This window comes from Streptomyces sp. NPDC090994 (assembly GCF_044768905.1).
In the GTDB taxonomy this organism is placed as follows: Bacteria; Actinomycetota; Actinomycetes; order Streptomycetales; family Streptomycetaceae; genus Streptomyces.
Genome location: NZ_JBIVWS010000010.1, coordinates 187,746 through 214,027, shown reverse-complemented (window position 1 = coordinate 214,027; position 26,282 = coordinate 187,746). Strand labels below are relative to the sequence as shown.

The 26,282-nt window shown below is 74.0% G+C and carries 24 protein-coding genes; 13 read left to right on the top strand and 11 right to left on the bottom strand.

Annotated elements, in window-relative coordinates; translation table 11 throughout:
• Positions 1-15: 15 nt before the first annotated feature.
• Positions 16-609: a TetR/AcrR family transcriptional regulator gene (locus tag ACIQR3_RS22140; protein ID WP_403541429.1), complete on the bottom strand. Its 594-nt coding sequence runs from the start codon at positions 607-609 to the stop codon at positions 16-18.
• A 120-nt stretch (positions 610-729) separates the two neighbouring features.
• On the opposite strand from ACIQR3_RS22140, the gene ACIQR3_RS22135 reads away from it, so the two are divergent.
• Together ACIQR3_RS22135 and map are read left to right on the top strand one after the other, a co-directional pair.
• Positions 730-1,626, top strand: a complete 897-nt coding sequence (locus ACIQR3_RS22135) for an SDR family oxidoreductase (RefSeq protein WP_403541426.1) — start codon at positions 730-732, stop codon at positions 1,624-1,626.
• A 232-nt stretch (positions 1,627-1,858) separates the two neighbouring features.
• Positions 1,859-2,629 carry a type I methionyl aminopeptidase gene (map, locus tag ACIQR3_RS22130; protein WP_403541423.1) on the top strand — a complete coding sequence of 257 codons (771 nt, stop codon included), beginning with the start codon at positions 1,859-1,861 and terminating at the stop codon, positions 2,627-2,629.
• A gap of 31 nt (positions 2,630-2,660) precedes the next feature.
• On the opposite strand, the gene ACIQR3_RS22125 is transcribed toward map, so the two are convergent.
• Entirely contained in the window at positions 2,661-3,695 is a 1,035-nt protein-coding gene (locus tag ACIQR3_RS22125) for a sulfite exporter TauE/SafE family protein (protein ID WP_403541421.1), read from the bottom strand.
• Positions 3,696-3,939: 244 nt separating this feature from the next.
• Here ACIQR3_RS22125 and ACIQR3_RS22120 point away from each other — a divergent pair, with 244 nt between their 5' ends.
• Positions 3,940-6,624: a beta-galactosidase gene (locus tag ACIQR3_RS22120; RefSeq protein ID WP_403541419.1), complete on the top strand. Its 2,685-nt coding sequence runs from the start codon at positions 3,940-3,942 to the stop codon at positions 6,622-6,624.
• 7 nt (positions 6,625-6,631) lie between these two features.
• Here the strand turns inward: ACIQR3_RS22120 and ACIQR3_RS22115 are convergent, their stop codons facing one another.
• Genes ACIQR3_RS22115 through ACIQR3_RS22095 form a run of 5 tightly spaced genes read right to left on the bottom strand, consistent with a single transcriptional unit; the run spans position 6,632 to position 12,323 of the window.
• Positions 6,632-8,137 (bottom strand): alpha-N-arabinofuranosidase, encoded by a 1,506-nt coding sequence (locus ACIQR3_RS22115; RefSeq protein WP_403541416.1) that lies wholly within the window; start codon positions 8,135-8,137, stop codon positions 6,632-6,634.
• A 48-nt stretch (positions 8,138-8,185) separates the two neighbouring features.
• The gene (locus ACIQR3_RS22110; protein WP_403541413.1) at positions 8,186-9,151 is read right to left on the bottom strand and encodes an arabinan endo-1,5-alpha-L-arabinosidase; all 966 of its coding nucleotides are present in this window, start codon (positions 9,149-9,151) and stop codon (positions 8,186-8,188) included.
• 21 nt (positions 9,152-9,172) lie between these two features.
• Positions 9,173-10,030 (bottom strand): carbohydrate ABC transporter permease, encoded by an 858-nt coding sequence (locus ACIQR3_RS22105; RefSeq protein ID WP_403541410.1) that lies wholly within the window; start codon positions 10,028-10,030, stop codon positions 9,173-9,175.
• Positions 10,027-10,968, bottom strand: a complete 942-nt coding sequence (locus ACIQR3_RS22100) for a carbohydrate ABC transporter permease (protein ID WP_403541408.1) — start codon at positions 10,966-10,968, stop codon at positions 10,027-10,029. Before ACIQR3_RS22100 ends, ACIQR3_RS22105 begins: the two co-directional genes overlap by 4 nt.
• Positions 10,965-12,323 carry an extracellular solute-binding protein gene (locus ACIQR3_RS22095; RefSeq protein WP_403541405.1) on the bottom strand — a complete coding sequence of 453 codons (1,359 nt, stop codon included), beginning with the start codon at positions 12,321-12,323 and terminating at the stop codon, positions 10,965-10,967. Before ACIQR3_RS22095 ends, ACIQR3_RS22100 begins: the two co-directional genes overlap by 4 nt.
• 204 nt (positions 12,324-12,527) lie before the next feature.
• Here ACIQR3_RS22095 and ACIQR3_RS22090 point away from each other — a divergent pair, with 204 nt between their 5' ends.
• From ACIQR3_RS22090 to ACIQR3_RS22065, 6 genes are all read left to right on the top strand, one after another.
• Positions 12,528-12,731: a hypothetical protein gene (locus ACIQR3_RS22090; protein WP_403541403.1), complete on the top strand. Its 204-nt coding sequence runs from the start codon at positions 12,528-12,530 to the stop codon at positions 12,729-12,731.
• Positions 12,732-12,796: 65 nt separating this feature from the next.
• Complete coding sequence (locus tag ACIQR3_RS22085) at positions 12,797-12,985, top strand: hypothetical protein (RefSeq protein WP_403541401.1); 189 nt, start codon at positions 12,797-12,799, stop codon at positions 12,983-12,985.
• Positions 12,986-12,995: 10 nt separating this feature from the next.
• A complete protein-coding gene (locus ACIQR3_RS22080; protein WP_403541546.1) occupies positions 12,996-13,496 on the top strand; it encodes a toxin in 501 nt (166 codons plus the stop codon).
• The gene (locus tag ACIQR3_RS22075; RefSeq protein ID WP_403541399.1) at positions 13,493-15,046 is read left to right on the top strand and encodes an MAB_1171c family putative transporter; all 1,554 of its coding nucleotides are present in this window, start codon (positions 13,493-13,495) and stop codon (positions 15,044-15,046) included. The genes ACIQR3_RS22080 and ACIQR3_RS22075 overlap by 4 nt, the downstream gene beginning before the upstream one ends.
• A 52-nt stretch (positions 15,047-15,098) precedes the next feature.
• Positions 15,099-16,283 (top strand): MAB_1171c family putative transporter, encoded by a 1,185-nt coding sequence (locus ACIQR3_RS22070; protein ID WP_403541396.1) that lies wholly within the window; start codon positions 15,099-15,101, stop codon positions 16,281-16,283.
• Positions 16,284-16,343: 60 nt separating this feature from the next.
• Positions 16,344-17,744, top strand: a complete 1,401-nt coding sequence (locus tag ACIQR3_RS22065; protein ID WP_403541395.1) for an NAD(P)/FAD-dependent oxidoreductase — start codon at positions 16,344-16,346, stop codon at positions 17,742-17,744.
• A 248-nt stretch (positions 17,745-17,992) separates the two neighbouring features.
• Here ACIQR3_RS22065 and ACIQR3_RS22060 read toward each other — a convergent pair whose 3' ends face one another.
• Together ACIQR3_RS22060 and ACIQR3_RS22055 are read right to left on the bottom strand one after the other, a co-directional pair.
• Positions 17,993-18,838, bottom strand: coding sequence for an SMP-30/gluconolactonase/LRE family protein (locus tag ACIQR3_RS22060; protein ID WP_403541393.1), 846 nt, complete (start codon positions 18,836-18,838; stop codon positions 17,993-17,995).
• A complete protein-coding gene (locus tag ACIQR3_RS22055; RefSeq protein WP_403541391.1) occupies positions 18,835-19,608 on the bottom strand; it encodes an IclR family transcriptional regulator in 774 nt (257 codons plus the stop codon). The genes ACIQR3_RS22060 and ACIQR3_RS22055 overlap by 4 nt, the downstream gene beginning before the upstream one ends.
• Positions 19,609-19,730: 122 nt before the next feature.
• Between ACIQR3_RS22055 and ACIQR3_RS22050 the strand changes: the two genes are divergently transcribed.
• Positions 19,731-20,324 (top strand): hypothetical protein, encoded by a 594-nt coding sequence (locus ACIQR3_RS22050; RefSeq protein ID WP_403541389.1) that lies wholly within the window; start codon positions 19,731-19,733, stop codon positions 20,322-20,324.
• On the opposite strand, the gene ACIQR3_RS22045 is transcribed toward ACIQR3_RS22050, so the two are convergent.
• Positions 20,302-21,168 carry a RimK family alpha-L-glutamate ligase gene (locus tag ACIQR3_RS22045; protein WP_403541386.1) on the bottom strand — a complete coding sequence of 289 codons (867 nt, stop codon included), beginning with the start codon at positions 21,166-21,168 and terminating at the stop codon, positions 20,302-20,304. The two genes, ACIQR3_RS22050 and ACIQR3_RS22045, sit on opposite strands and share 23 nt — an antisense overlap.
• 104 nt (positions 21,169-21,272) lie before the next feature.
• Positions 21,273-21,992: a FadR/GntR family transcriptional regulator gene (locus ACIQR3_RS22040; RefSeq protein WP_403541383.1), complete on the bottom strand. Its 720-nt coding sequence runs from the start codon at positions 21,990-21,992 to the stop codon at positions 21,273-21,275.
• A gap of 112 nt (positions 21,993-22,104) precedes the next feature.
• Here ACIQR3_RS22040 and ACIQR3_RS22035 point away from each other — a divergent pair, with 112 nt between their 5' ends.
• From ACIQR3_RS22035 to ACIQR3_RS22025, 3 genes are read left to right on the top strand one after another with little or no spacing between them, the layout of a single operon-like run.
• A complete protein-coding gene (locus ACIQR3_RS22035; RefSeq protein ID WP_403541380.1) occupies positions 22,105-23,358 on the top strand; it encodes an SLC13 family permease in 1,254 nt (417 codons plus the stop codon).
• A 52-nt stretch (positions 23,359-23,410) separates the two neighbouring features.
• Entirely contained in the window at positions 23,411-24,856 is a 1,446-nt protein-coding gene (locus ACIQR3_RS22030; protein ID WP_403541378.1) for an acyl-CoA synthetase, read from the top strand.
• Positions 24,849-26,207, top strand: coding sequence for a carboxyl transferase domain-containing protein (locus ACIQR3_RS22025; RefSeq protein WP_403541376.1), 1,359 nt, complete (start codon positions 24,849-24,851; stop codon positions 26,205-26,207). Before ACIQR3_RS22030 ends, ACIQR3_RS22025 begins: the two co-directional genes overlap by 8 nt.
• Positions 26,208-26,282 lie beyond the last annotated feature (75 nt).

The window sequence follows — 26,282 nt, the reverse complement described above, 5'->3', positions numbered from 1 at the left end:
CGGGCGGCTCCGGCGTCACCGCGTCCCGTGCGGCACCGGAGCCGCCGCGCCGGCCAGGGACAGCAGTTCCCGGTACACCTCCGTCACGATCTCCTCGAAGGACCGCTCCTCGCCGTCGCGCACCCAGCGCCCGAACGCGACCCCGAACACCGCGACGCCCGTCTGCGCCGCCAAGGTGGCCGCGAGGTCGTCCACGCCGCGCGCGCGGAGGGTGCCGGCGAGCGTCGCGGCGAGGTCGTCCATCTTGCGCAGTTCGCGCTCCGCGAGCGCGGGGTTCTCGTCGATCACCGCCTTGCGGGTACGGGAGTGCGGGCGGCGCTCCGCCGAGAAAAAGGGCGCCGCTGACCACAGGGCGCGGGCGACGGCGTCGAGGGGCGACGCGTCGGGCGGCGCCTCCCGCACGCCGTCGACCAGCGCCAGCGTCAGCGTCTGCGTCCCGTGGAAGAGGACCTCGCGCTTGTCGCTGAAGTGCCGGAAGAACGTGCGCTCGGTCAGGCCGACGGACTGGGCGATCTCCGCCGCGGTCGTGCGCTCGTAGCCGCGGGTCGCGAACAGCTCCAGCGCGGCGGCCTGCAGCCGTTTCGCGGTTCCGGGTTCCCATCTCGCCATGCGGTGAGTCTAAGGCCGCGCGCCAAGTGATGACAGTGACTGTCGTACCGGCGTACAGTGATGTCTGTGACTGACGTCAGTCACAGACATCACCGCATGTCCGAACACGAGGAGCACGTCATGCGCGTTTTCGTCACCGGAGCCACCGGCTGGATCGGCTCCGCCGTCGTCGACGAACTGCTCGCCGCGGGTCACGAGGTCACCGGTCTGGCCAGGTCGGACGCCTCCGCCGCGGCCCTGGAGGCGAAGGGCGCCCTGGTCCGCCGCGGCGACCTCGACGACCTGGACGGCATCCGGCTCGGCGCCGAGGCCGCCGAGGCCGTCATCCACCTGGCCAACAAGCACGACTTCACCGACCCGGTGGCGACCGCGGCGGCCGAGCGGGCCGCCGTACAGACCATCTGCGACGCGCTCGCCGGGAGCGGCCGGCCGTTCCTGCTCGCGGCGGGGATCGCGGGCCTCGCGCAGGGCCGGCCCGCCACCGAGGACGACCCGTCCCCGGCCCACGGCCCCGACTCGCCGCGCGGCGGCACGGAGAACCTCGCCCTGGACTACGTCGAGCGCGGCGTGCACAGCGTGAGCCTGCGCTTCCCGCCCACCGTGCACGGCACCGGCGACCACGGGTTCGTCTCGATCATCGCCTCAGTGGCCCAGGACAAGGGCTTCTCCGGCTACCCGGGCGACGGCACCAACCGGTGGGCCGCCGTGCACGTGACCGACGCCGCCCGCATGGTCCGGCTCGGCCTGGAGAAGGCGCCGGCGGGCTCCCGGCTGCACGCCATCGCGGAGGAGGGTGTGCCGACCCGCGCCATCGCGGAGGCGATCGGCCGCGCCTACGACCTGCCCGTCGCCTCCGTCGACCCGGCCGAGGCGCAGAACCACTTCGGCTGGATCGGCACGTTCTTCGGCATGAACGGGGCCGCGACCAGCACCGCGACCCAGGAACTGCTGGGCTGGACGCCCACCGGGCCGACCCTGCTGGAGGACATCGACGCGGGGGCGTACGGGGGGCGGTGAGCGGGCGGGCGGCCCGGCCGGAGTCCGGCCGCGGGTCCGGCACCCGGCAGCCGGACCCGCCCGCCGCCTTCGAGGTGAGCGCCGCGCCCGGCGGACACGGCGCGCGCAGAGGGCACGGCGTGCGCAGAGGGCACGGCGTGCGCAGAGGGCACGGCGGACACGGCGGCAATTTCAATACCGGTATAGTATGGCCGGTATAGTTATTGGCCACACCAGAAGGACGGGACGCCCCGTGATCGAGATCCTCAACCCCACCCTGCTGACCCGGGCGAAAGACACCGGCGCTCTCGTCGGCGACATCCTGCACGCGCTGAAGCGCCGCAGCACGGTCGGCACGAACCTGCTGGACATCGACCGCTGGGCCAAGGACATGATCTTCGAGGCGGGGGCGCAGTCCTGCTACGTCGACTACGCGCCGTCCTTCGGCCGGGGCCCGTTCGGGCACTACATCTGCACGGCGGTCAACGACGCCGTACTGCACGGACGGCCGCACGACTACGCGCTGGCCGACGGCGACCTCCTCACCCTGGACCTCGCCGTCTCCCTCGGCGGTGTCGCCGCGGACGCCGCCATCAGCTTCGTCGTGGGCGAGGCGAGGCCCCCGGAGAGCGTCGCGCTGATCGACGCGACCGAACGCGCGCTGGCCGCGGGGATCGCCGCCGCCCGGCCCGGCGCCCGCATCGGCGACCTCTCGCACGCCATCGGCACGGTGCTGAAGGAGGCGGGGTACCGGATCAACACCGACTTCGGAGGCCACGGCATCGGATCGACGATGCACCAGGACCCGCACGTCCCGAACACCGGCCGGCCCGGCCGCGGCTACCCTCTGCGCCCCGGCCTGCTGCTGGCGCTGGAGCCGTGGGTGATGGCGGACACCGCCGAGCTGGTCACCGACGCCGACGGGTGGACGCTCCGCAGCGCGACGGGCTGCCGCACGGCCCACAGCGAGCACACGATCGCCATCACGGACGACGGCGCGGAGATCCTCACCCTGCCGAGGTGAGCGCCGCCGCGGCGAACCCTGCCGCGCCGGCCTACTCGCCGACCGGCTGCGGCACCCGCCCGGCCGGTCCGTCGGCCGGTCCGTCGGCCGTGACGTCGGCCGTGACGTCGGCCGTGACGTCGGCCGTGACGTCGGCGGCCGTGGCGCCGGCAGCCCCGGCATCGGCGGCCGTCGCACCGGCGGGCGTCCGCTCCTCCTCCGCCCGCTCCCGCAGGTGCGCCCGGATCGAGTAGGCGAGCGCCGCCGCCCACAGCACGTACAGGGCGACGTACAGGAGGACGGCGGGGGTGCCCGACACCCCCGCCCAGTCGCTGTTGATCAGGGTGCGGACGTTGGTGACGATGATGACGCCGCCGACCGCCGAGCCGAGGACGCGCGGCGGGAAGATCCGGACCAGCCAGGCGGCGATCGGCGCGGCGACCAGGCCGCCGAGGAGGAAGGCGACGACCCAGGTCCACTCGATGCCCTGGGAGCCGAGGGAGAAGAGGAAGCCGAGGCTCGCGGCGATCGCCACCAGGAACTCGCTGGTGTCGATGGAACCGATGACCTTGCGGGGTTCCATCCGGCCGCTGGCCAGCAGCGCCGGGGTGCCGACCGGGCCCCAGCCGCCCCCGCCGGTCGCGTCGAGGAACCCGGCGACCAGGCCCAGGGGGGTCAGGAAGCGGCGGCGCAGCGGCTTGCCGAGGCGGTCCTTGGGCAGGCCGCGCAGGGTGAAGCGGGACATCACGTACAGGCCGAGGCCGAGCAGGATCAGGGACATCACCGGCTCGGCGACCTCGGTGGAGAGGTTCGACAGGACGGTCGCGCCGAGGAAGGAGCCGACGGCGCCCGGGACGCCGATCTTCGCGACGACCTTCCAGTCGACGTTGCCGAAGCGCCAGTGCGAGGCGCCCGACATCAGGGTGGTGCCGATCTCGGCGAGGTGGACCGTGGCGGAGGCGGCGGCCGGGTTGGTGCCCATCGCCAGCAGCAGGGTGGTGGAGGTCACCCCGTAGGCCATGCCGAGGCTGCCGTCGACCAGTTGGGCTCCCAGGCCCGCGAGGGCGAGCAGTATCAGCGTGCGCATCGTCGGCCCGCCGTCCTTTCCGGGTTCGCGGAGGTGACACAGGTTCCCTGGCTTTCCCATCGGACTGGTAGGGAAAGGCCGGGGATGATGGTAAGGCACCAACCTGAGCGGGACCTGAGAGTTCGACGCACCCCTTCTCAACTGGCCATATGACCATTCGGGGGTCCGATGTACAGAATGGGGCCGCACATGAACAGCGCATGAACCCGCGCCGACGGCGGCGCTCGATGGGAGGCGCTCCCCCTTGGAGCTGACCAGACGTACCTTCAGCGCCCTCGCCGGCACCACCGTCCTCGGTCTCGTGCTCGGCGGCGGGAGCAGCGGCGCGGTGCCCGACGGAGCCGGCCGGACGGTGCCCACCGGCCCGCCGCCGCCCCGGCCCCGGGCCGACGGGGTGCGCCACCGGGTCGGCCGGGACCGGTACTCGCTGCTGGTCGACGGTCGGCGTCTGGTGCTGTGGCCCGGCGAACTGCACCCGTTCCGGCTGCCGAGCCCCTCCCTGTGGCGGGACGCGCTGGAGAAGATGCGCGCGCACGGCTACAACGCGGTCGAAATCCCGGTGGCCTGGAACGTCCACTCCCCCGCCCCGGACCGCTACGACTTCACCGGCGTCCGCGACCTGGACCTGTTCCTGCGCACGGCCGCCGGGACCGGCCTGTACGTGGTGGTGCGGCCGGGCCCGTACATCGGCGCGGACGTGGACGGCGGCGGTCTGCCGGGGTGGCTGGCGGCGACCGGCGCCCGGCCGCGCACCACCGACGCCGCCTACCTGCGGCACGCCGACGCGTGGCTGACCCGGGTCGACGCGACCGTCCGGCGGCACCTGTACAGCCGGGGCAAGGGCACGGTCCTGCTCTACCGGCTGGAGGAGGCGGGGGACTCCGCCGACGCGCGGGCGCTGGCCCGGCACGTGCGCGGGAAGGTGCGCGCGGACGGGATCGACGTACCCCTGGTGGCGGGGGGTACGGAGGTCCGGCGGACCTCGGGGCCCGAGGAGGAACGGCGGCTGCGGCTGGCGGGCCTCGGCGCCGGCGGGACGGCGGTGCCGGCCGGGCCGCTGGCCTTCGGCGGGATCAGCCCGGGGTGGCTGGGCGCGCCGGCGCTGCCCACCCGGTACGACGAGGGGGCCGCCTTCGACGGGGGCCGGAAGCCGACGTCCCGGCTGGCGCCGGTCCACCAGCTCGGCCAGCTGACGCGTCACGTGCCCGACTTCGCCCGGTTGACGGAGGCGGCGCGGGTGCGGGCGGGCGACCGGCGGGTGAGCGTGCGGCACCTGGCCAACCCGGACACCGGCACCCAGGTGTACGTCCTGCGCAACGACTCCGACGACGAGGTCACCACCACCCTGCCGGGCACCGCCGTCGAGGCGCCGGTGAAGGTCGCGGCACGAGACGCCAAGCTGCTCGCCACCGGGCTGTCGATGGGCGGGGAGCGCAAGCTGGCGTACTCCACCGTGCAGCCGATGCTGTTCCTGAGCGACGTGGGCGGCCAGGACATCGCAGTGTTCGCCGGGCGGCACGGCGAGATGGCGCAGGTGGTGCTGGAGTGCCCGAGCGAGCCGGAGACGATGCGGCTGGACGCGGAGGCGGCCTGGGCGTACGACCACGGCCGGCTCAACGTCAGCGTGCCGCTGGGCATCGGGGGTCTGGCCCGGGTGTCGGTGGCGGGCGGCGGGTCCGACCGGACGCTGATCCTGCTCTTCGCCGACGACGCGACCTCGCTGCGGATGTGGCCGTACGAGACCGGCGCGGGGACCTTCCTCGTCTACGGCCCGGCGCTGCTGCGCGGCGTGACGCTGAAGGGCTCCACCGCGCACCTCACCGGGGACACGACGGGGGCGACCGGTCTTGAGGTGTGGGGGCCGCCGGGGATGGCGTCCGTCACCTGGAACGGCACCGCGCGGCGCGCGAACGTCACCCGGGCCGGCAGCCTGACCGTCGAGGGCATGCTGCCGGGCGCGCCCCCGGTGCCGCCGCCCGCGCTGGACGGCTGGCGGCGGCGGAGGGGGAACCCGGAGTCCGAGCCCGGCTTCGACGACGCGGACTGGACGCGCGCCGACCGCACGGAGTCGTCCAGCACGACGCCCGTGCCCGCCGGAGGGCCGGTGCTCTTCGCCGACGACTACGGCTGCCACTACGGCGACGTCTGGTACCGGGCGCGGCTGACGGACCCCGCCGGCCTCACGTCGGTGTCCCTGGCCCATCGCACCGGGCCGGACGGGCTGGTGCTGGCCTGGCTGGACGGGGAACCGCTGGGCGGCGGAGGCGGGGCGGACGGGGAGACGGAGACGGTCCTCAGGCTGCCCGGGCGGCTGCGGGAGCGGTTCGCGGACCGGGACGGGGAGGCCGTACTGGCCGTACTGGTCCGGCCGGGGCCGCACGACGACCGCAAGACGGCCCGGGGGCTGACGGAGGTGTCCTTCCGCGGTGCCGCGCCGCGGGCCGCGTGGCGGATACGGGGCGCGGGCACCCCCGACCCCGTGCGCGGGCCCCTCAACAACGGCGGGCTGCACGGGGAACGGGAGGGCTGGCACCTGCCGGGTGCCGACGGCGACGGCTGGGAGCCGGTGGAGTCGACGCGGACCGGGCGGCGGCAGGGCGAGACCTGGTACCGGACCGGTTTCCGGCCGGAGGTGCCCGCCGGGGTCGACGCCTCGTTCGGGCTCGTCCTGGAGGGCGGCGGCGCCTGCCGCGCGCAGATCTTCCTCAACGGCTGGAACATCGGCCAGTACGCCCCCGCACAGGACGGCGCCCAGCACACCTTCGTCCTGCCGGGCGGCATCCTGCGCCCCCGCTCCGCCAACACCCTCGCGCTCGCGGTGCTGACCGACGGGACGACGGACGCCGGGCCCGGCACCGTACGGCTGACGGTGCTGGGCGGCGCGGCCGGGGGCGTGCCGCTCCAGGCGGTGTCCTCCCCCGGCCGCTGAGCGCGGCTCAGGCCAGGCGGATCACGTTCCAGGACAGCGGCTCCAGGGTGGCGGTCAGCCGGCCGCCGTCCAGGGCCGTGCCGTCCACCGGGTGCGGGACGACGCGCTCCGGCTCGGCGAGGGTGTTGCGGGCCTCGGCGTCGGCGTCCGCGAGGGCGCTGTGCTCGACGACCTCGGTGAGGTCCAGGCCGTTGAGGGCCACGTCGAGGGGGAGCGCGTCGGTGCGGGAGCGGTTGACGGCGAAGACGGTGACCGTGCCGTCCTCGGCGCGCACGGCGGTGGCGTGCAGCAGGTCGGCCTCGCCGTACTTCTTCGTCTCGTACGTCGGTGAGTCCACCCGGACGTCGAGGACCTGGCCGCGGCCGTACTGCGAGGCGGCGGCGAAGGGGAAGAAGGTGGTCTGCCGCCAGGCCGGGCCGCCCGGCTCGGTCATGATCGGGGCGATGACGTTGACGAGCTGGGCGAGGCAGGCGACGGTGACGCGGTCGGCGTGCCGGAGCAGGGCGATCAGCAGGGAACCGAAGACGACGGCGTCGGTGACGCTGTAGTTGTCCTCCAGCAGGCGGGGGGCCTCGGGCCAGTCGAGGGCGGCGACCTCGGCGTCGGTGCGGGAGAGGTACCAGACGTTCCACTCGTCGAAGGAGAGGTTGATCTTCTTCTTGGACTTCAGGCGGGCGCCTATGTGGTCGCAGGTGGCGACGACGTTCTCGATGAACGACTCCATGTCCACGGCGGAGGCCAGGAAGGAGTCGACGTCGCCGTCGAGGGGCTCGTAGTAGGCGTGCAGGGAGATGTAGTCGACGAGGTCGTACGTCTCCTTGAGGACCGTCGCCTCCCACTCGGCGAAGGTCTCCATGGCCTGGCCGCTGCTGCCGCAGGCGACCAGTTCGACGCCGGGGTCGATCTGGCGCATGGCGCGGGCGGTCTCGGCGGCGATCCGGCCGTACTCCTCGGCGGTCTTGTGGCCGGTCTGCCAGGGGCCGTCCATCTCGTTGCCCAGGCACCACAGACTGATGCCGAAGGGGTCCTTGTCGCCGTGCTCGACACGGAGGTCGGACAGGGCGGTGCCGGAGGGGTGGTTGGCGTACTCCTGGAGTTCCAGGGCCTCGGCGACGCCCCGGGTGCCGAGGTTGACGGCCATCATCGGCTCGGCCTGGGGGCCGATCTTCTTCAGGAACGCGATGTACTCGGAGAGGCCGAAGCGGTTGGTCTCCGTGGAGCGCCAGGCGAGGTCGAGGCGGCGGGGGCGGTCCTCGACGGGGCCGACGGAGTCCTCCCACTTGTAGCCGGAGACGAAGTTGCCGCCGGGGTAGCGGATGGCGGTGACGCCGAGTTCCCTGACGAGGTCCAGGACGTCCTGGCGCAGGCCGGCCTCGTCGGCGGTGGGGTGGCCGGGCTCGTAGATGCCGGTGTAGACGCAGCGGCCGAGGTGTTCGACGAAGGAGCCGAAGAGGCGGGGGTTCACTTCGGCGACGGTGAAGGCGGGGTCGAGGGTGAAGCGGGCGGTGCGCATTGTTTCCTTCCAGGGGGTCGGTGTCCGGTCCGGGGCGGGGGACGGTGGCTAACGGACCACCGGCCAGCCGTTCTTCTGCCAGGTCAGGTCGTTCAGGCCGAGCTTGGGCGTGCCCTCGTCCTCGGCGTCGTAGTAGTGGTAGGCGAGGACGTCGCGGCCCCGGTCGCGGAACACGGACTGGCCGCCCGTGCCGATGTAGCGGCCGTGGCCCGTCAGGAGGAGGTCGCCGCCGCCCTCCAGCATCGGGGTGCCGGTGCTGTCGGTGTAGGGGCCGGTGACCGACGCCGAGCGGCCGACGCGGATCTTGTACGTGGAGTTCACGCCCGAGCAGCAGGCGTCGTAGGAGGCGAAGAGGTAGTAGTAGCGGCCGTGCTTGACGATGTACGGGCCCTCGACGGCGTACGGCTCGTCGGGGCGGGTGGCCAGGTGGTGGACGGTGGTGCCGGGGAGCGCCTTGCCGGTACGCGGGTCCAGTTCGACCATGCGGATGCCGGACCAGTACGAGCCGAACGCCATCCACAGTCTGCCGTCGGCGCGGATCAGCGCCGGGTCGATGGCGTTCCAGGTGTCGGTGGTCTCGGAGGTGAAGACCTTGCCCTGGTCGGTCCAGGTGCCGGGCAGGCCGGTCGGGGAGGTGGCCACGCCGATCGCGGAGTGGTTGGTGCCCCAGGAGGAGACGGCGTAGTACAGCCAGTAGCGGCCGGCCCGGTAGCTGATGTCCGGCGCCCACGGGTCGCCGGTGGCGTTGTACTCGTACCACCAGGACGGGGGCGTGGCGAAGGCGTTGCCCGCGTCCTCCCAGTGCTCACGGTCGGTGGAGGTGCGGGCGCCGATGACCCCGCCGGTGGAGTACGCCACGTAGCCGCCGGACTTCAGGCGGATGACGGTCGGGTCGTGGATGATCTGCTGGCCCGTGACGGGCCGCGGGTCGGGGTAGGTGGCCGCGGTCGCCGTGGACGGGAGCAGGGCGACGACGGCCGCGGCGAGCAGCGCCGCGAGTCGGAAGCGTCTCAAGTCGGGTTCCCTGGGGGTGGGTTACTGGCCGGCGAGGCCGGTGTGCGCCACACCCGCCACGATCTGCCGCTGGAAGAAGACGAAGACGACGATCAGGGGCAGGCCCGCCATCAGGCCGCCGGCCATCAGCTGGGCCCACTGGATGCCGTAGGAGTTCATGACGGTCGCGATGCCGTTCGGCATGGTCATCAGGTCGGGGTTGTTGGTCACCATGTACGGCCACAGGAAGTTGTTCCAGGAGCTGATGAAGGTGAAGATGCCGACCGCCGCGAGGGAGGGGCGGGAGAGCGGAAGGATGATCGTGAAGAAGACGCGCCAGCGGCCGGCGCCGTCGATGAACGCGGCCTCCTCCAGTTCGCGCGGGACGCCCTGGAAGAACTTGTAGAGGATGTAGACCATCGCGGCGGGCGCGCACTGCGGCAGGATCATGCCCCAGTAGGTGTCGACCATGCCCATCTGCTGGACGGTGGTGAACAAGGGGACGCCGAGCACGGCCGGGGAAATCATCAGCCCCGCCATCACGACGCCCATCAGCAGTCCCTTGCCGCGGAACTCGGTGCGTGCGAAGCCGTATCCGGCCAGGCTGCTGACCAGGAGGACGACGGCGGTCACGCACACCGACACGACCAGGGAGTTCACGAACCAGTTGGTGATGTTGCCGGTCTCGAAGATGGCCGACCACGCCTGGCCGGTCCAGTCCTCGGGCAGCCAGTGGGTGGGCACCTCGACGGACTCGGTCTCCGACTTGAGCGAGGTGAACAGGGCCCACAGGAGGGGGGAGAGCATCACCGCGGAGACGGCGACGCCGAGCAGGGTGAGGACGATCTGGCTGGGGGTCCAGGACCGGCGGGGCCGCCTGGTCATCGGTACGGTCGTCATCGGCCGCCCTCCTCACGGTTGCGCAGCAGCCACATCCGTCCTAGGGCGACGGCCGCGATGAGCACGAAGAAGATGATGGAGATCGCGGAGGCGTAGCCCACGCGGTAGCTGGTGAAGCCCTGTTCGAGGGTGTACTGCACGAAGGTGCGGGTGCTGTCCTCCGGTCCCGTGGTGAAGTCGGTCATCACGACGGCCTGGTCGAAGACCTGGAGCGAGGCCAGGATCTGCAGGGCGACGACCAGACCGGTGATGTTGCGCAGCATCGGCAGGGTGATGTGGACCATGCGGTGCCAGGCGTTGGCCCCGTCGAGGCGCGCGGCCTCGTAGAGGTGGGCGGGGATGCCCTGGAGGGCGGCGAGGTAGAGCAGGAAGCTGAAGCCGACCGTCCACCACAGGGTGCAGATGACGATGGCGAACATGGCGTACGACTTGTCGGTCAGCCAGGGCGTCTCCAGGCCGAAGACGTGGTTGATCATGCCGTTGCCGGGGTTGAACAGCCACTGCCACAGGTTGCCCGCGACGGTGGACGGCAGCAGGAACGGCAGGAAGAAGCAGAGCCGCCACAGCCACTTGCCGCGCTCGATGTGGTGGGCCAGCATCGCGAGGAGGAAGGCGAGGACGGTGATGCAGGGCACCACCAGCAGCGTGAAGAACGCGCTGTGGCCGAGCGCGTCCCACATCAGCGAGTCGCCCAGGGCCTCCCGGTAGTTGTCGAGGCCCACGAAGCTCGCGGCGTCGCCGGAGATGTTGGCGTCGGTGAAGCTGAGCCAGACGCCGCGCAGCAGCGGCCAGATCACGAAGAGCGTGAACAGCAGCAGGAACGGGGCGACGAACCAGCCGCCGTGCTGGAAGCCCTGCTTGCGGCGGACGGTCACGCTGTCGGCGGCGGCCTTGGCGCGCGCCGGGCGGACGACGGTCTCAGCGCTGGTCGTCGTCATGCGACCGCACCTCCCTCGGCGGCGGTCTTGCCGTCCATCGGGTTCTTCATGGCGAGCAGCGTGGCGAGGGTGCTCTTCATCTTGCGGGCGACGGCGTCCGGCTTCGCGGAGCCGGTCGTCGAGGAGACGACGATCGGGCCGACCCGCTGGGCGAGGATGCCGGTGGACCCGGCGAACCACACCTTGGGCTCGGTGGCCTGGTGGTCCATCGCCGTGACGTACTCGTTCTGCGGCTGGAGCTTCTGGTACGCGGCCGTGGTCAGGGTGGGGGTGTAGGCGGGGATGTGGCCGCCGGCCGCCCACTGCCGGGCGTGCTTGACGACGTAGGCGGCGAGCCGGTGGGCGCCCTCGTTGGTGGCGCCGCCGCGGCCGGACTGGTGCGGCAGCACGAAGGAGTGCGACTCGGCGTGGGTGGCCTGCGTGCCGAAGACGGGCGGCAGCGGGACCGCCCCGTACTCGACCTTGGCGCTGTCGAAGACCGGTACCGACCAGTTGCCCTCCCAGCAGAAGGGGGAGCCGTTGACGAACTGCTCGGCACCCGCGTTGCCGCCGAAGCCCGGATCGGCGTACCCCTCGGCGAGGTGCCGGCGCAGGAACTCCAGGACCTGGGTGGCCTTGTCGGTGTCGAAGGTGACCTTGGTGTTGTCGGCGCTGAACCAGGTGCCGCCGAGCTGGGTGTAGAAGGCGACGAAGAACCACCACTGGAAGTTCATGTCGTTGTGCCACAGGCCGATGGTCTGCAGCCCCTTCTTGGTGGCCGCCTTGGCCTCCTTCAGCATCGCGAACCACTCGTCCACCGAGGTGGGCGACACCATGTGCCCGTCGGTGCCGAGCAGGCCCGCCTTCCTCAGCACGTCCTTGCGGTAGAAGCAGAGCTGGACGTGGATGTCGAGCGGGAGGGCGTAGAGCTTGCCGTCGATGACGGCGCGTTTCCACAGCTCGGGGTTGAAGTCCCGCTCGCGCACGCCGTACTTGGCGAGCAGGTCGACGTCCCAGGGGTCCAGGAGGCGGCCGGGCGAGAAACCGGTGACGCGGCCCAGGTGCATCACGCCGAGGTCCGGTGCGCGGTTGCCCGCCGCGGCCATGGCGAGCTTGGTGTAGAAGGGGCTGCCCCACTGGAGGGTGGAGTCCTTCACCTCGATGCCCGGATTCTCCTTACGGAAGGAGTCCAGCATCGCGATCATGTTGTATCCGTCGCCGCCGCTGAAGAGGTTCCAGTAGCGCACGCGGGTGTCCGCTCCGGAGGCGAGCGCGTCGGCTCCGGTTCCGAGCGCCGCGAAGCCGAAGCTTCCGGCGACCGTCAACCCGCCGAGTCCGGCGAGAAGTTGCCTGCGATTCAGGCCAGGTCGTCCCATGCCCTGCCCCATCTGTCCGTCGGTGACCGGGCACACCGGTCCCCTGTTGTTCGGTATCTCGAATGATGCCCGTAACTTCGAACGGACCGTAAAGTCGAACACCCCCCACGTCAATGGGTTGGACACGATGACGCGCACATCCACAGGCGCGTACGCTCTGTACCCCGCCGGACGGCGGGCCGGAGGAGTCGCGAAGGGGGAGCGATGGACTTCGCGGTGTTCGTCTCCGCCGCACCCTCGGCCGTCGCCCGCGTCAACCGGCTCACCGGGGTGCGCACCGTCTCGGCGCCCTGGGTGTATTCGCCGCTCACCGCGTTCTGCGGGTCGTGTCTGCCGCTGATCACCGCCGGGCGGGGCGGGCGGGGTGACCGGGGCGGGCCGCGGGGGACGGCGCGGGTGGCCGAGTGAGCGGGAGGGTTTCGGTGCTCGGGAAGGAGTGGCCGAAGGGCCGGCCGGCTTGGCATATTGCACGGGTGACCGCGCGCCGCCCCCGCGCCCGAGGCCGGGCGGGCACGGGCGTGGACATGGGCACGGGCGTGGACACGGGCACGGGCGTGGACACGGGCACGGGTGTGGACACGGGCACGGGCGTGGACATGGGCACGGGTGTGGACATGGGCGTCGGCACGGGCATGGGCGAGCAAGGGGAAAGCGGTGCGTAAGAGCAGGCAGATGCGTCGCCTCGCCGACGCGCTCATCGACCCGATCCGGGTGCCGCTGCCCGCCGACCCCGAGGTGCTGTTCGAGGCGCTGGTGGAGTCCGTCGCCGCCTGGCGGGGCCGGGAACTCGTCGTGCGCCGCGAGACGTTCCCGCCGCACACCGCCAGCGGGCTGTGGCTGGAGGGGGCGAGCCAGGACGTGGTGGTGGTCGACCGGCGGGCCGCCGTGTGGCACCAGATCGTCATCCTGTGTCACGAGGTCTGGCACATGAGCCGCCGGGACGCCGACGCCCCGCCCGCCCCCGGCGCCGCGCCCCGGCCCGCCGCCGCCCGCACCGACTTCAGCCTCGCCGAGGAACAGGACGCCGACCGCTTCGGCATGCTGATGGGCCGCCGGCTGCGGACCTGGCTCCAGCAACCGGAGGAGACCGGGTACGCGGACCAGGGCGCCGACGCCGAGGGGCTGGCCGGGCGGATCGGCGCCGCGCTCAACTACCGCGGGCAGCGCGGATGAGTGCCCTGCTCAACTACGCGAGCTGTACCGTCCTGTGGATCTGCCTGGCGGTGAAGGCGCCGGACCTGCTCAGGCACCGGCACGACCCGTACCTGCGGGCGATCTGCGCGGTGCTGGGCCTGGCCGGGCTCTGCTTCTTCCTGGGCGCCCCGCCGACGGTCGGCGCCGTCAACCGGCTCGGCGGCACGCCCAACCTGGCCGCGCCGCTGACGTACGCCTCGATCACCGCGTACAGCGCCGCCTCCCAAGTACTGGTCGTGTACTGGCGCGGCGGACCGGCGGTGCACCGGGTCGCCCGGCGCTGGATCCTCGCCTACACGGGCGTGGTCGTCGGCATCGCGGTGACGTTCGCGCTGGGCGAGGCGCCGGTGGAACGCCGTACCGACCTGGACGTCTACTACGCGACCACGCCGTACCTCGCCGAGATGATCGTGCTGTACCTGGCCGGGCACCTCGCCGCCGCCGGCGTCACCACGGTGTCGGCGCTGCGCTGGGCCCGGCAGGTGGACGGCCTGCTGCGGACCGGGCTGGCCCTGCTGGGCGTCGGCAGTCTGTGCAGCGCCGGGTACAGCGTCGCCAAGCTCGTCGCCGTGCTGGCCCGCTGGACCGGGCGGGACTGGTCGGTGCTGGTCACCGGTGTCTCCCCGGCCGCCGCGGGGCTGGGCGCGCTGCTCACCGTCACCGGGGTGCTGATCCCGCTGGCCGCCCCGTGGGTGACGCGGTGGCGGCGGGCCCGGCGGACCTACGCCCGGCTCGAACCGCTGGAACGGGCCCTGGAGGACGTCCTCACCCGCCGCGCCCTGCGCCTGCCGCGGCCCCGCTGGGCGTCCCCGGCGACGCGGCTGATGTGGCGCCAGACCAGCATCCACAACGCGCTCGGCCACCTCGACGCCCACTTCGACGCCGAGCTGTACGACCGGGCCCGCCGGGCGGCACTGCGCGAGACGGGGGATCCGGAACGGGCGGCGGCCCTGGCGTGGGCGGTGATCATCACGGAGGCGGTGCAACGGGACGCGACGGGGGCGGGCGCCGGGCCGGGTGCGGGCGCCGGAGCAGTTGTGGGCGCCGGGCCGGGTGCGGGCGCCGGAGCAGTTGCGGGTGCCGGGCCGGGTGCGGGCGCCGGGCCGGGCGCCGGGGCTGAGACGAGGCTGGGCACCAGGGCGGGTGCGGGCGCCGGGCCCGACGTCTGGCCGGGCGCGGGCTCCAGGCCGGGCGCCGCAGCGGACCCGGGCGCCGGCCTCAGCACGGCGACGCGGGCGCCGGCCCCGAGGCTGAGCACCGGAGCGGGCGCGGGCTCCAGGCCAGGCGCAGGCCCGGCCGCCTGGCCGGACGCAGGCCCGGACGCAGGCCCGGACGCCTGGCCGGGCCCGGACGCCGGCCTGGGCCCGGCGACGCGGGCGCCGGCCCCCGACCGCGACGACCGGGGGCCGTTGCGCGTGCCCGGTCCGGAGGCGCTCGCGCGGGTCGCCGACGCGTTGGCCGGCCCTCTCCCCCGTACCGCCGCCCGTGCCCTCGACGTCACCGCGTCCACGCCCACGGGGACCCCGTGAACCCGGCGGCACCCGCGCGACAGCGCACGCGACGGCACGCGCGGAGGCCGGTATGAGTGTCGTCGTGTATGTGGCGGCCCTGGTGTTCGGGCTGTCCTGCGTCGTACTGCTGCGCCGGCCCGCCACCGCCGTGCGCAACCCCACGGTCCTGTCCACCTGCGCCGCCATCCTCCTCGGCGCCCTCGTCCTGGTCTGCGCGGCCCCGCTGACGCTGGCCACGGTCAACGACCTCACCGGCGTCCCCAACTTCGGCGCCCCGCTGACCTACGGGATGCTCTCGGCGTACAGCTGCTCGCTGGTGGTGCTGCTGATCCTGTGGCGGGGCGGCCCCGGGGACCGGGTGCGCCGCCTGGTGCTGGGCACGATCGCCGCGTACACGCTGCTGATCACCGCCCTCGTCGTCCTGTTCGTGCTGGCCGACGCCGACACCGAGCGCCTCTCCGACCTGGACACCTACTACGCGAACACGCCGTACCTGCGGGAGATGATCCTGCTCTACCTCGCCGGGCACACCGCGGCGACACTGGCGATGTGCGTGATGTGCCTGAAGTGGGGCCGCGAGGTCACCGGCCTGCTGCGCACCGGGCTGCGGCTGATCATGGTGGGCGTGCTGCTGGACACGATCGGCTTCCAGGCGACCAAGTACACCGCCGTCGTCGCCCGGCTGACCGGGCACGACCTGGACTTCCTGTCCACCTACGTCGCCCCGCCCATGGCCTCGCTCGGCGCGCTGACCTGCTCCGCCGGGTTCGTCCTGCCGCGGCTGCTGCCGAGCGCCGTCGCGCACTGGCGGGGCCTGGGCGACTACCGGCGGCTGGCCCCGCTGGCGGCGCTGCTGCGGTTCGTGCCGACCGCTCCCAGACCGGCCGCCTCCTGGTGGCGTTCCCCGCGCGAGCGCCTCCAGTGGCGGGAGGTGTCCATCCACGACGCCCTGCTGGCGCTCGCCCCGTACTTCGACGACCGGGTGCGGGTCACGGCCCGGGACGCCGCCCTGCGCGCGGGCTGCGACCCGCACCGGGCCCGGCTGGCCGCGGAGGCGGCGATGCTCACCGACGCCGCCCGCCGCGCCGCCGCCCGCGAGGAACCCCTGGACAGCCCGAGCACCTACCGGCTGCGGGCCACGGAGGTCTCCGGCACCGGCGGTCTGGTCGAACTGGCCCAGGCCATGGAACGATCACCCGCCGGCGCGGTGCGCGAGGGTACGGTGAGGGCCGCCCACGGCCGCGACCAGGGCTGAACGAGGCCCGAACGAAGGCTGACACCAAGGCCGTTGACCCGGCCGGACCGAGGGAGACCCATGTCGCGTAGAGCTGTCGTCATCGGTGCCGGCCTGGCCGGCCTGCTGGCCGCGGCGGCCCTGTCCACCGCCGTCGACGAGGTGGTCGTACTGGAACGCGACGACCTGCCCGACGGTCCGGACCACCGCCGGGGCGTGCCCCAGGGCCGGCACGCGCACCTGCTGATGGCCGGCGGTCTGGCGGCGATGGACGACCTCGTGCCCGGGCTGGACCTGCGGGCGCGGCTGCTGGCCGCCGGCGCCCGGGAGATATCCCTCGCCTCGGGCATGCTGGCGCTCAGCCCCGAGGGCTGGCTGCGCCGCTGGCGCCGCGAGGGACCGCACATGATCACGTGCAGCCGCGCCCTGCTGGACTGGGCCGTACGCCGGGCCGTCCTCGACCACACCACCGGGGTCACCGTCCGCAAGGCCGACGTGCTGGGCCCGGCGGGCGACGCGCGGCGGGTGACGGGGGTGCGGATCGCGGCCGGGGACGGGGAGGCGGACCTCGACGCCGACCTCGTGGTGGACGCGAGCGGACGCGGCAGCCGCCTCCCGCACTGGCTGCGCGGGCTCGGTGTCCCGGCGGTGCGCGAGCGGACCGTGGACGCCGGTCTGGTCAACGCCACCCGCGTCTACCGGACACCGGAGGGCGCCGAGCGGTTCCCGCTGACCATCGTGCAGGCCGACCCGCACGCCGGCCGGCCCGGCCGCAGCGGCATGGTGCTGCCGATCGAGGACGGCCGCTGGATGGTCAGCCTGGCCGGCACCCGGGGCGGCGAACCCCCCGCCGACCCGGAGGGCTTCCTCCAGTACACCCTGGACCTGCCCGACCCGATCGTCGGCCGGCTGATCTCGGGCGCCCAGCCCCTGACCGATGTCCACGTCAGCCGCTCCACCAGCAACGTACGGCGCTATGTGGAGCGGGCCCGGCAGTGGCCGGAGCGGTTCGTGGTGCTCGGGGACGCGCTGGCCACGTTCAACCCGGCCTACGGGCAGGGCATGTCGGTGGCGGCGCTCGGCGCACGGGTGCTCGGCCGCGAGGTGCGACGCGGCGGCGTGGACGTGCCGGGGCTGGCCCGCCGGGTGCAGCGCGGGGCGGCCCGGCCGGTCGACGCGGCCTGGGCGATGGCGGTCAGCCAGGACGTCCGGTACCCCGAGGCGCGCGGCGGCCGGCCGAACGCCGCGGATCACCTCGTCGCCGCGTTCACCCGCCGGCTGACGCGGACGGCGACCGGCTCGTACCCGGCCGCCGCCGCCCTGTGGGACGTGACGAGTCTGCGCACCGGGCCGGGGCGGCTGCTGCGCCCCGACACCCTGCTGGCCACCCTCGGCGGACCGGCGCTGCCGCCCGCCGCCCAGCCGCCGCTGACGCCCGGCGAACGGGAGGTCCTGCGCGGCCTGGACCGCGTCGGCGGCTGACGGCGGCGGACAGCGGCTGACGACAACGGCCCACGGGCAGCCCGCCGACCGGTCCCGGACCAGCCCGCCGACCGGTCCGGGGACCAGCCCGCCGACCGACCCGCCGACCGACCCGTGGACCAGCCCGCCGACGGGACCGTGGACCGGCCCGTGGACCAGCCCCGCCGACGGGACCGTAGACCGGTCGGCGGACCAGCCCCGCCGACCGGCCCGCCGACCGGCCCGCCGACCGGCCCGTCACCCCCACCTCACCCCGCGAACGGCGGCTGCGCCAGCCCCTTCCCCGCCCCCGGTACCACCAGGACCGACCCGGCGAGCGGGTGCGGGGCGGTGAGGCCGGTGCGGGCGGTGGTGACGTACAGGTCGGTGAGGTCGGCGCCGCCGAAGGCGCACGCCGTCACGCGCGGCACGGGCAGCTCGACCACCCGGTCCAGCCGCCCGTCCGGGGTGTACCGGCGGACGGCTCCCCCGTCCCAGAGCGCCACCCACACGCAGCCGTCGGCGTCGACGGTGAGCCCGTCCGGGAACCCGGCGCCGTCCTCGACGACGGCCAGCGTCCGCCGGCCGGAGATCCGGCCGCCGTCGTGGTCGAAGACGTCGACGCGGCGGGTCGGCGAGTCGATGTAGTACATCAGCCGCCCGTCGGGGCTCCAGCCGGTGCCGTTGCTGACCGCGACGTCGGCCAGGACGGTGGTGTGCGTGCCGTCGGCGGTGAGGCGGGACAGCGTGCCGCCGCCCGGTGTCTCGTCGTAGCGCATGGTGCCGGCCCACAGGCTGCCGTCCGGGGCGACGGCGGCGTCGTTGGCGCGGCGGCCCGGGACGGCCTCGCGGTGCGCCATGCGCAGCGAGCCGTCGGGGTCGAGCAGCGCGATGCCGTCCCGGAGGTTGAGGACGAGGCCGCCGCCCGCGCGCGGCTTGGCGGCGCCCACGTGCTGCTCGGTCGTGCGGACGGTACGGCGGCCGGTGGCCGGGTCGTAGGTGTGCACCCGGCAGCCGAGGATGTCCACCCAGATCAACCGGGCGGCCTCCGCGTCCCAGGTGGGCCCCTCGCCCAGCTCCGCTTCCGCCCGTACCGCCACGTCGATGGTCGTCATGCCGCGCTCCGGTATCCGAGGTGTTCCGACAGGTCAGCCGCGCCCTTGGCGGCGAGTTGTTCCAGTTCCGCGCGGCGCTCGTCGCTCCAGCGGATCATGGGGACGGAGATGGACAGCGCCGCCACCACCCGGCCGGTGCGGTCGCGGACCGGGGCGGCCACGCAGCTGACGTCCGGGTTGGACTCGCGGCTCTCCACCGCTATGCCCCGCTCCCGGATCTCCGCCAGGGCCTCGCGCAGGGCGGCCGGGTCGGTGATGCTGTTCGGCGTCATCCCGGTCAGCTCGGCGTCGTCCGGCAGGCGGGCCGCCAGCTCGTGCGCGGGCAGGGACGCCAGCAGCATCTTGCCGACGGAGGTGCAGTGGGCGGGCAGCCGCCGCCCGGCCGCCGACACCATCCGCACGGCGTGCGTGGAGTCCACCTTGGCGATGTAGATGACGTCGGTGTCCTCCAGGATCGCCACGTGCACCGTCTCGTCGCAGGTCTCGGCGACGGTCCGGGCGACCTGCTGCCCCTCGGCGGCGAGGTCGAGGTGCTCGGCGTAGCGCGCCCCGAGCTGGTAGGGACGTACGCCGAGCCGGTACCGTCCGGGCTGCCCGGAGACGGGGACGATGTACTTGCGGGCGGCGAGCGTGGTGACCAGCTCGTGCACGGTGGTGCGCGGCAGCTGGAGCCGGCGCACGATGTCGGGGGCGGAGAGTGTGCCGTCCCCGTCGAGGAAGAGCTCAAGGATGTCGAGAGCCCTGGTCACGGCTGGTACGAGACGTCCCATGTACGGCTCCCCCTCTCTCAGCGTTCGATATTTCAACAGGCGATCGGAATCGCGAACAAAGGCTAACCACACGCCTTCCGTGCGGGCAACGGTCCTGCGACGCGGTGCGACACGATGACTCCATGCCGTCCGCACCGCGCCCCTTCACCCCCGTCGACTTCCACCTGGTCCTGCTGCGCCGCATGGCCGACCACAACCCCGGCCTGGTGGACGACGCCCGCCGCGCGCTCGGCGCCTCGCCCGCGGAGATGCGCGAGGCCAACAGGCGCTGGCAGGCGATGCTCCGTTCCCCCCGTTCCCGCTCGGCCGCCTCCCGCTACCGCTCGGTCCTCGGCCCCCCGGAGTCGACGTTCCCCCGCCGCGTCGGCGACCTCGACTGCGAGGCCCGCCAGTGGCCCCTCCCCCTCTGGCCGGACCTGCGCTTCGAAGTCCTGGTGGGCGCGGACGGCACGGTGTGGAACACGTGGCTGGTCCGCGCCCCCGGCGCCGCGGGCCCCGCCCTGCGCACCCTCGCCGACCTGACCCCCTGGTCCTGCACGGTCGACGAGGCGGCCCGCGCCTTCGCCCCCGCCCGGCCCCTCCAGGGCTCGGCCCCCACCCGCTGGGGCCTCGCCTTCACCGCCCCGGACCCGGACGGCACCCCGCGCGACGTGGTCGCCGAGTTCACCTGGGGTCTGCTGCAACGCACGGCGGTCAGTGACCGCCCGCGGCCTTGAGCACCGCCGCGACCACCCGCTCCAGGGAGCCCGGGTGCAGCCACAGGAAGAGGTTGGGCTCGACCAGCTCCAGTTCCATCACCCGCGGCCGCCCGTCCTCCCCGTCGACCAGGTCCACGCGCGCGTACAGCAGCTCCTCCCCGCCCGGCACGTTGGCCAGCGCCCGCCGCGCGACCGCCGCCTCCTCCAGCGACGGCGTCCACGGCTCCAGGCCCGGGTGGGCGACCTTGCGCTCGTCGAACGGCGTCCCGGGCGCGAGCACCGCCCCCTTGCGGCTGACGTGCAGCAGTTCCCCGCCGAAGTACTGGAACGCCCGCTCCCCGCCGGTGTCCACACCCCGCTGGTACGGCTGCACCATCGCCGTCAGCCCCTCGGCGTGCATCCGCTCCAGGTGCCGTACGGCGGTGGCCTGTTCGCCGGGTGTGTAGCGGGCGGCGTACCGGGCCCCGGCGCCGGAGGCCGGCTTGATCACGTACTCGTGGTCGTCGGGGAGGCCGGCGGGGTCGCCGGGGGCGAGGTAGCGGGTGGGGACGACCGCGACACCGGCGTCCGCGAGATCCCCGAGGTACCGCTTGTCGGCGTTCCACCGCACGATCCCGGCGGGGTTGGCCAGCCGCGGCACCCTCTCCGCCCAGGCGACAAACTCCTCCGCCCGCCAGCTGTAGTCCCAGGTCGAGCGTATGAGCACGAGGTCGAACCGGTCCCAGTCGACGCCGGGGTCGTCCCACACGGCGACGGACACGTCGGCCCCGGCCTGTCGCAACGCGCTCTCCAGCACCGGCAGATCACGGTCGACGCCGACCTGCGGCCCGGGACGGCAGGTGACGAGGGCGATACGGGACACGGGCGGGCTCCAACCTCGTAGGACGGCTCGTAGGACGCTCTGACCGCCGGGCAGGCTAGCAACCCCCTCGAAGCGGATGGCACTTCGGCTCCGGGGAGACGGGCTCAGCCCTCCCCTGGACTCTCACCCTCCGGCTCCCAGTCCAGCAGCCGGACCTTCGCCACCGTACGGACGTGGCGGCGCATGGCGGTGGCCGCCCGGCGGGGCTCGCCCGCGGTGATCGCGTCCAGGATGGCGTGGTGCTGGGCGAGGGAGCGGGCCGGGCGGGCGGGCTGGCGCAGGGACTCCGTGCGGCTCTCGGCGATCTGCGGGGCGATGGAGCGCATGAACTCCGCGAGCAGGCCGCTGTGCGCCGCCGCCGTCACCGCCGCGTGGAACAGGCGGTCGCCCTCGACGCCGTGCCCGCCCGCCGCGATCTCCTCGGCCATGACCTCCAGCGCGGACCGCATCGCCGTGAGGTCGGCGTCCGTGCGGCGCTCGGCGGCCAGTTCGGCGAGTTTGGTCTCCAGGGCCTCGCGGGCCTCCAGGACGTCCGGCAGCCGCCGGCGGCGCTCCACCATCTCCTCGACCGGTTCCACGTCGAGGCTGTCCCGGACGAGGTACGTGCCGCCGCCGTGCCGCACCTCCACCAGGCCCTGGACCTCCAGGACCACGATGGCCTGCTTCACCGAGGCCCGGCTGACCCCGAGCCGCTGGGCGAGGTCCCGTTCGGGCGGGAGGCGGTCGCCGGCGCGCAGGCCGCCCTCGGCGACGTACTGCCGCAGCCGCTGGAGCACCTGCTCGTACAGGCGCCGCCGGGGCATCGGGCGCAAGGCATCGGTCACGGTTCCCCCTCCCGACGGGGAGGTTAACACCCCGGCGAAGTGGCCCAGTGGCTGAGCCAATTCGTGCGCGACCCCTTGACGGTGTCCGGTGGCGGGCCCACGCTGAGCCCGCATGTCCCCCGAACTCGTCTCGATCCTCGTGCTCGTCGTGGTGTTCACCGTCGCCACCACGCGTTCCGTCAACATGGGCGCCCTCGCCTTCGCCGCCGCCTTCGGGGTCGGCACCCTCGTCGCGGACCTCGACGCGGACGGCATCTTCGCCGGGTTCCCCGGTGATCTCTTCGTCGTCCTGGTCGGTGTCACGTACCTGTTCGCCATCGCGCGGGCCAACGGCACCACCGACTGGCTGGTGCACGCCGCGGTGCGGCTGGTGCGGGGGCGGGTGGCGCTGATCCCGTGGGTGATGTTCGCGCTCACCGGGGCGCTCACCGCGATCGGCGCGGTCAGTCCGGCGGCCGTCGCGATCGTCGCGCCGGTCGCGCTCAGCTTCGCCACCCGGTACAAGATCAGTCCGCTGCTGATGGGCACGATGGTCGTGCACGGCGCCCAGGCCGGCGGGTTCTCACCGATCAGCATCTACGGGTCGATCGTCAACGGCATCGTCGAGCGGGAGAAGCTGCCGGGGAGCGAGGTCGGGCTGTTCCTCGCGTCGCTGCTCGCCAACCTCGTCATCGCCGGGGTGGTGTTCGCGCTGTTCGGGGGGCGGAAGCTGTGGGCGCGGGGGGCCGCCGACGACCCGGCGGCGGACGTGGACGAGGACGGGCCGGTACGGCTCTCCCCCGCCCGGGTCGCCACCCTCGCCGCCCTGGCCGCCCTCGTCGTGGCCGTCCTCGGCTTCGACCTGGACGCGGGGCTGACCGCCGTCACGCTGGCCGTGCTGCTGAGCACCGTCTGGCCGGACGACAGCCGCCGCGCGGTGACCGAGATCGCCTGGTCCACGGTGCTGCTGATCTGCGGTGTGCTGACCTACGTCGGTGTCCTCCAGGAGATGGGCACCATCACCTGGGCCGGCGAGGGCGTCGGTGGCATCGGCGTCCCGCTGCTGGCGGCCGTGCTGCTGTGCTACATCGGCGCGCTGGTGTCGGCGTTCGCCTCCTCGGTGGGGATCATGGGGGCGCTGATCCCGCTGGCCGTGCCGTTCCTCGCGCAGGGCGAGATCGGGGCGGTGGGCATGGTCGCGGCGCTGGCGGTGTCGGCGACGGTGGTGGACGTCAGCCCGTTCTCGACCAACGGGGCGCTGGTGCTGGCGGCGGCACCGGACGTCGACCGTGACCGTTTCTTCCGGCAGCTGATGGTGTACGGAGGAGTCGTGGTGGCGGTGGTGCCGGCCCTGGCGTGGCTGGTGCTGGTCGTGCCCAACTCGTAAGCGCTCGTATGCGCTCGTAAGCGGTTGTAAAAGGAGCAAAGGAGCAGTACTCGTGTCCTCACTCTTCCCGGCCCTCACCGGCGCCCCCGCCGACCGGCCCGCCCTGCGGTTCGGCGCGCGCTCCCTGACCTACGCGGAGCTGGCCGCCGCGGCCGGTGCCACCGCCCAGCGGCTGGGCGGGGCCGGCCGGGTGGCCGTCTGGGCGACCCCGTCGCTGGAGACCGCCGTCGCCGTGATCGCCGCGCTGCTGGCCGGCGTGCCCGCTGTACCGCTCAACCCGAAGTCGGGCGAGAAGGAGCTGCGGCACATCCTCTCCGACAGCGCGCCGTCGCTGGTCCTGGCCGCCCCCGGCGACGGGCTCCCGGCGCCGCTCGCCGCCCTGGCCCGCGTCGACGTCGACGTGGACGCCCGGGGGCCGGTTCCGGCGCCGGACGCCGGGGACGGCGACCCGGCGCTGGTCGTCTACACCTCCGGCACCACCGGCCCGCCCAAGGGCGCCGTCCTGCCCCGCCGGGCCGTCGCCACCACCCTCGACGCGCTCGCCGACGCCTGGGGCTGGACGGGGGACGACGTCCTGGTGCACGGGCTGCCGCTGTTCCACGTGCACGGGCTGGTCCTCGGCACCCTCGGGCCCGTCCGGCGCGGCGGGTCGGTGCGGCACCTGGGGCGGTTCTCCACCGAGGGCGTGGCGCGCGAGCTGAACGACGGCGCCACCATGCTCTTCGGCGTGCCGACCATGTACCACCGCATCGCGGAGGCGCTGCCCGCCGAACCCGAGCTGGTGAAGGCGCTGACCGGGGCCCGGCTGCTGGTCTCCGGCTCCGCCGCGCTGCCCGTCCACGACCACGAGCGGATCGCCGCCGCCACCGGACGCCGGGTCGTCGAGCGGTACGGGATGACCGAGACGCTGATGAACACCAGCGTCCGCGCCGACGGCGAGGCCCGCGCCGGGACGGTGGGCGTGCCGCTGCCGGGGGTGGAGCTGCGGCTGGTGGAGGAGGACGGGTCGGAGGTCACCGCGTACGACGGGGAGACCGTCGGCGAGATCCAGGTGCGCGGGCCCAACCTGTTCACCGAGTACCTCAACCGCCCCGACGCCACCGCCGCCGCCTTCACCGCCGACGGTTACTTCCGCACCGGCGACATGGCGGTCCGCGACCCCGACGGCTATGTCCGCATCGTCGGCCGCAAGGCCACCGACCTCATCAAGAGCGGCGGGTACAAGATCGGCGCCGGGGAGATCGAGAACGCGCTGCTCGAACACCCGGCGGTGAAGGAGGCGGCCGTCACGGGCGAGCCGGACGCCGACCTCGGCGAGCGGATCGTGGCGTGGGTGGTGCCCGCCGACCCGCAGGCCCCGCCCGCGCTGGCGGAACTGGCCGACCACGTCGCCGCCCGCCTCGCCCCGCACAAGCGGCCCCGGGTCCTGCGCCACCTCGACGCCCTGCCCCGCAACGACATGGGGAAGATCATGAAGCGGTCGCTGAACCATGACTGAGCGGCTCCCCGCCCGCCGCCTGCTCGCCCGGCTCACCGACGACTTCACCGAACTCCCGTATCCGGAAAGGGAGTACGGACCCGACGGCCCCCTCGGCTGGCCGGGCTACGACGCCTCCCGCGCCCGTGCCGCCGAGCGGACCGGCGAGTCGGAGTCCGTCGTCTGCGGCACCGGGCGGATCGAGGGCACCGAGGCCGTGCTGATCGCCTTCGAGTTCGGCTTCCTCGGCGGCTCGCTGGGACAGCGCACCGGGGACCGGCTGGAGGCGGCGTACGCGCACGCCCGCGCCCACCGGCTGCCGGTCGTCCCGCTGGTCGCCACCGGCGGCAGCCGGATGCAGGAGGGCATGCTGGCGCTGACCCAGCTCCAGCGGGTGGCCCGGCAGTCGGCGCTGACCAGGGAGGCCGGGCTGGCGCAGATCGCCGTCCTGCGCGACCCGACCACCGGGGGCGGCTGGGCGACCCTCGGGGCCGGGGCCGACGTGGTGCTGGCGCTGCCCGGCGCGCAGGTCGGTTTCGCCGGGTCCCGGGTCCGGCCGCCGGACGCCGACCCGGCGGCGTACACCGCCGAGGCGCAGGTCGCGGCGGGCTCGGCGGACGCCGTCGTACCCCCCGGCGAGCTGCGCCGGACGCTGGGCCACTGGCTGCGGCTGCTCACCCGCCCCTCCAGCGAACCGGCCCCCGTCCCCGCCCCGCTCGGCGCGACCGCGCCTCCGGACAGCGGCCGGGAGGCGGTACGCCGGGCGCGCGCGCCGGAGCGTCCGCGCGCCCGTGCCTACCTGGACGCCTACTTCACCGACCGCGCCGAGATCAGCGGCGACCGCTGCGGCGGCACCGACCCGGAGGGCATCCTGTGCGGCTTCGGCACCCGGGCCGGACGGACCGTCGCGTACGCCGCCCAGACCGGGACCGCGACCCGCCCCGCCGGGTACCGCACCGCCGCCCGGCTGATCCGGCTCGCGGACCGGCTCGGCATCCCGGTGCTGACGCTGGTGGACACCCCGGGCGCCGCCAACGACGCCGAGGCGGAGCGGCGGGGGGCGGGGCCGGCCATCGCCGAGCTGTTCGGCGCGGTGGCCGTCGCCCGTACGCCCGTCACCACGCTGCTCATCGGCGAGGGCGGCTCGGGCGGGGCGCTGGCGCTGGCGGCACCGGGGCGGACCTGGGCCACCCCGGACAGCTACTTCTCGGTCATCGGACCGGAGGCGGCGGCGTCGATCCTGAAACGGCCGCCGGAGCGAGCCGACGAGACCGCCGACCAACTGCGGCTGCGGCCCCAGGACGTGGCCGAACTTGGCGTGATCCGAACAAGCGAGCAGGTGTTCCCTGGAACAGGTGATCGTCGCTCATGAGCGCGCCTGCGGCCGGTGAGACCGACGAGACTGACGGTGCGCAAGCGACGGGCTGCAGACCGTGGTCGGCGTAGG

Coding starts and splice junctions, on each gene's coding strand:
- ACIQR3_RS22100 (WP_403541408.1), bottom strand. CDS start 10,968: ATGACGACGACCAGCGCTGAGACCGTCGTCCGCCCGGCGCGCGCCAAG.
- ACIQR3_RS22095 (WP_403541405.1), bottom strand. CDS start 12,323: ATGGGACGACCTGGCCTGAATCGCAGGCAACTTCTCGCCGGACTCGGC.
- ACIQR3_RS22035 (WP_403541380.1), top strand. CDS start 22,105: ATGTCCCCCGAACTCGTCTCGATCCTCGTGCTCGTCGTGGTGTTCACC.
- ACIQR3_RS22140 (WP_403541429.1), bottom strand. CDS start 609: ATGGCGAGATGGGAACCCGGAACCGCGAAACGGCTGCAGGCCGCCGCG.
- ACIQR3_RS22115 (WP_403541416.1), bottom strand. CDS start 8,137: ATGCGCACCGCCCGCTTCACCCTCGACCCCGCCTTCACCGTCGCCGAA.
- ACIQR3_RS22065 (WP_403541395.1), top strand. CDS start 16,344: ATGTCGCGTAGAGCTGTCGTCATCGGTGCCGGCCTGGCCGGCCTGCTG.
- ACIQR3_RS22135 (WP_403541426.1), top strand. CDS start 730: ATGCGCGTTTTCGTCACCGGAGCCACCGGCTGGATCGGCTCCGCCGTC.
- ACIQR3_RS22055 (WP_403541391.1), bottom strand. CDS start 19,608: ATGGGACGTCTCGTACCAGCCGTGACCAGGGCTCTCGACATCCTTGAG.
- ACIQR3_RS22075 (WP_403541399.1), top strand. CDS start 13,493: ATGAGTGCCCTGCTCAACTACGCGAGCTGTACCGTCCTGTGGATCTGC.
- ACIQR3_RS22105 (WP_403541410.1), bottom strand. CDS start 10,030: ATGACGACCGTACCGATGACCAGGCGGCCCCGCCGGTCCTGGACCCCC.
- ACIQR3_RS22070 (WP_403541396.1), top strand. CDS start 15,099: ATGAGTGTCGTCGTGTATGTGGCGGCCCTGGTGTTCGGGCTGTCCTGC.
- ACIQR3_RS22090 (WP_403541403.1), top strand. CDS start 12,528: ATGGACTTCGCGGTGTTCGTCTCCGCCGCACCCTCGGCCGTCGCCCGC.
- ACIQR3_RS22080 (WP_403541546.1), top strand. CDS start 12,996: ATGCGTCGCCTCGCCGACGCGCTCATCGACCCGATCCGGGTGCCGCTG.
- ACIQR3_RS22125 (WP_403541421.1), bottom strand. CDS start 3,695: ATGCGCACGCTGATACTGCTCGCCCTCGCGGGCCTGGGAGCCCAACTG.
- ACIQR3_RS22050 (WP_403541389.1), top strand. CDS start 19,731: ATGCCGTCCGCACCGCGCCCCTTCACCCCCGTCGACTTCCACCTGGTC.
- ACIQR3_RS22060 (WP_403541393.1), bottom strand. CDS start 18,838: ATGACGACCATCGACGTGGCGGTACGGGCGGAAGCGGAGCTGGGCGAG.
- ACIQR3_RS22025 (WP_403541376.1), top strand. CDS start 24,849: ATGACTGAGCGGCTCCCCGCCCGCCGCCTGCTCGCCCGGCTCACCGAC.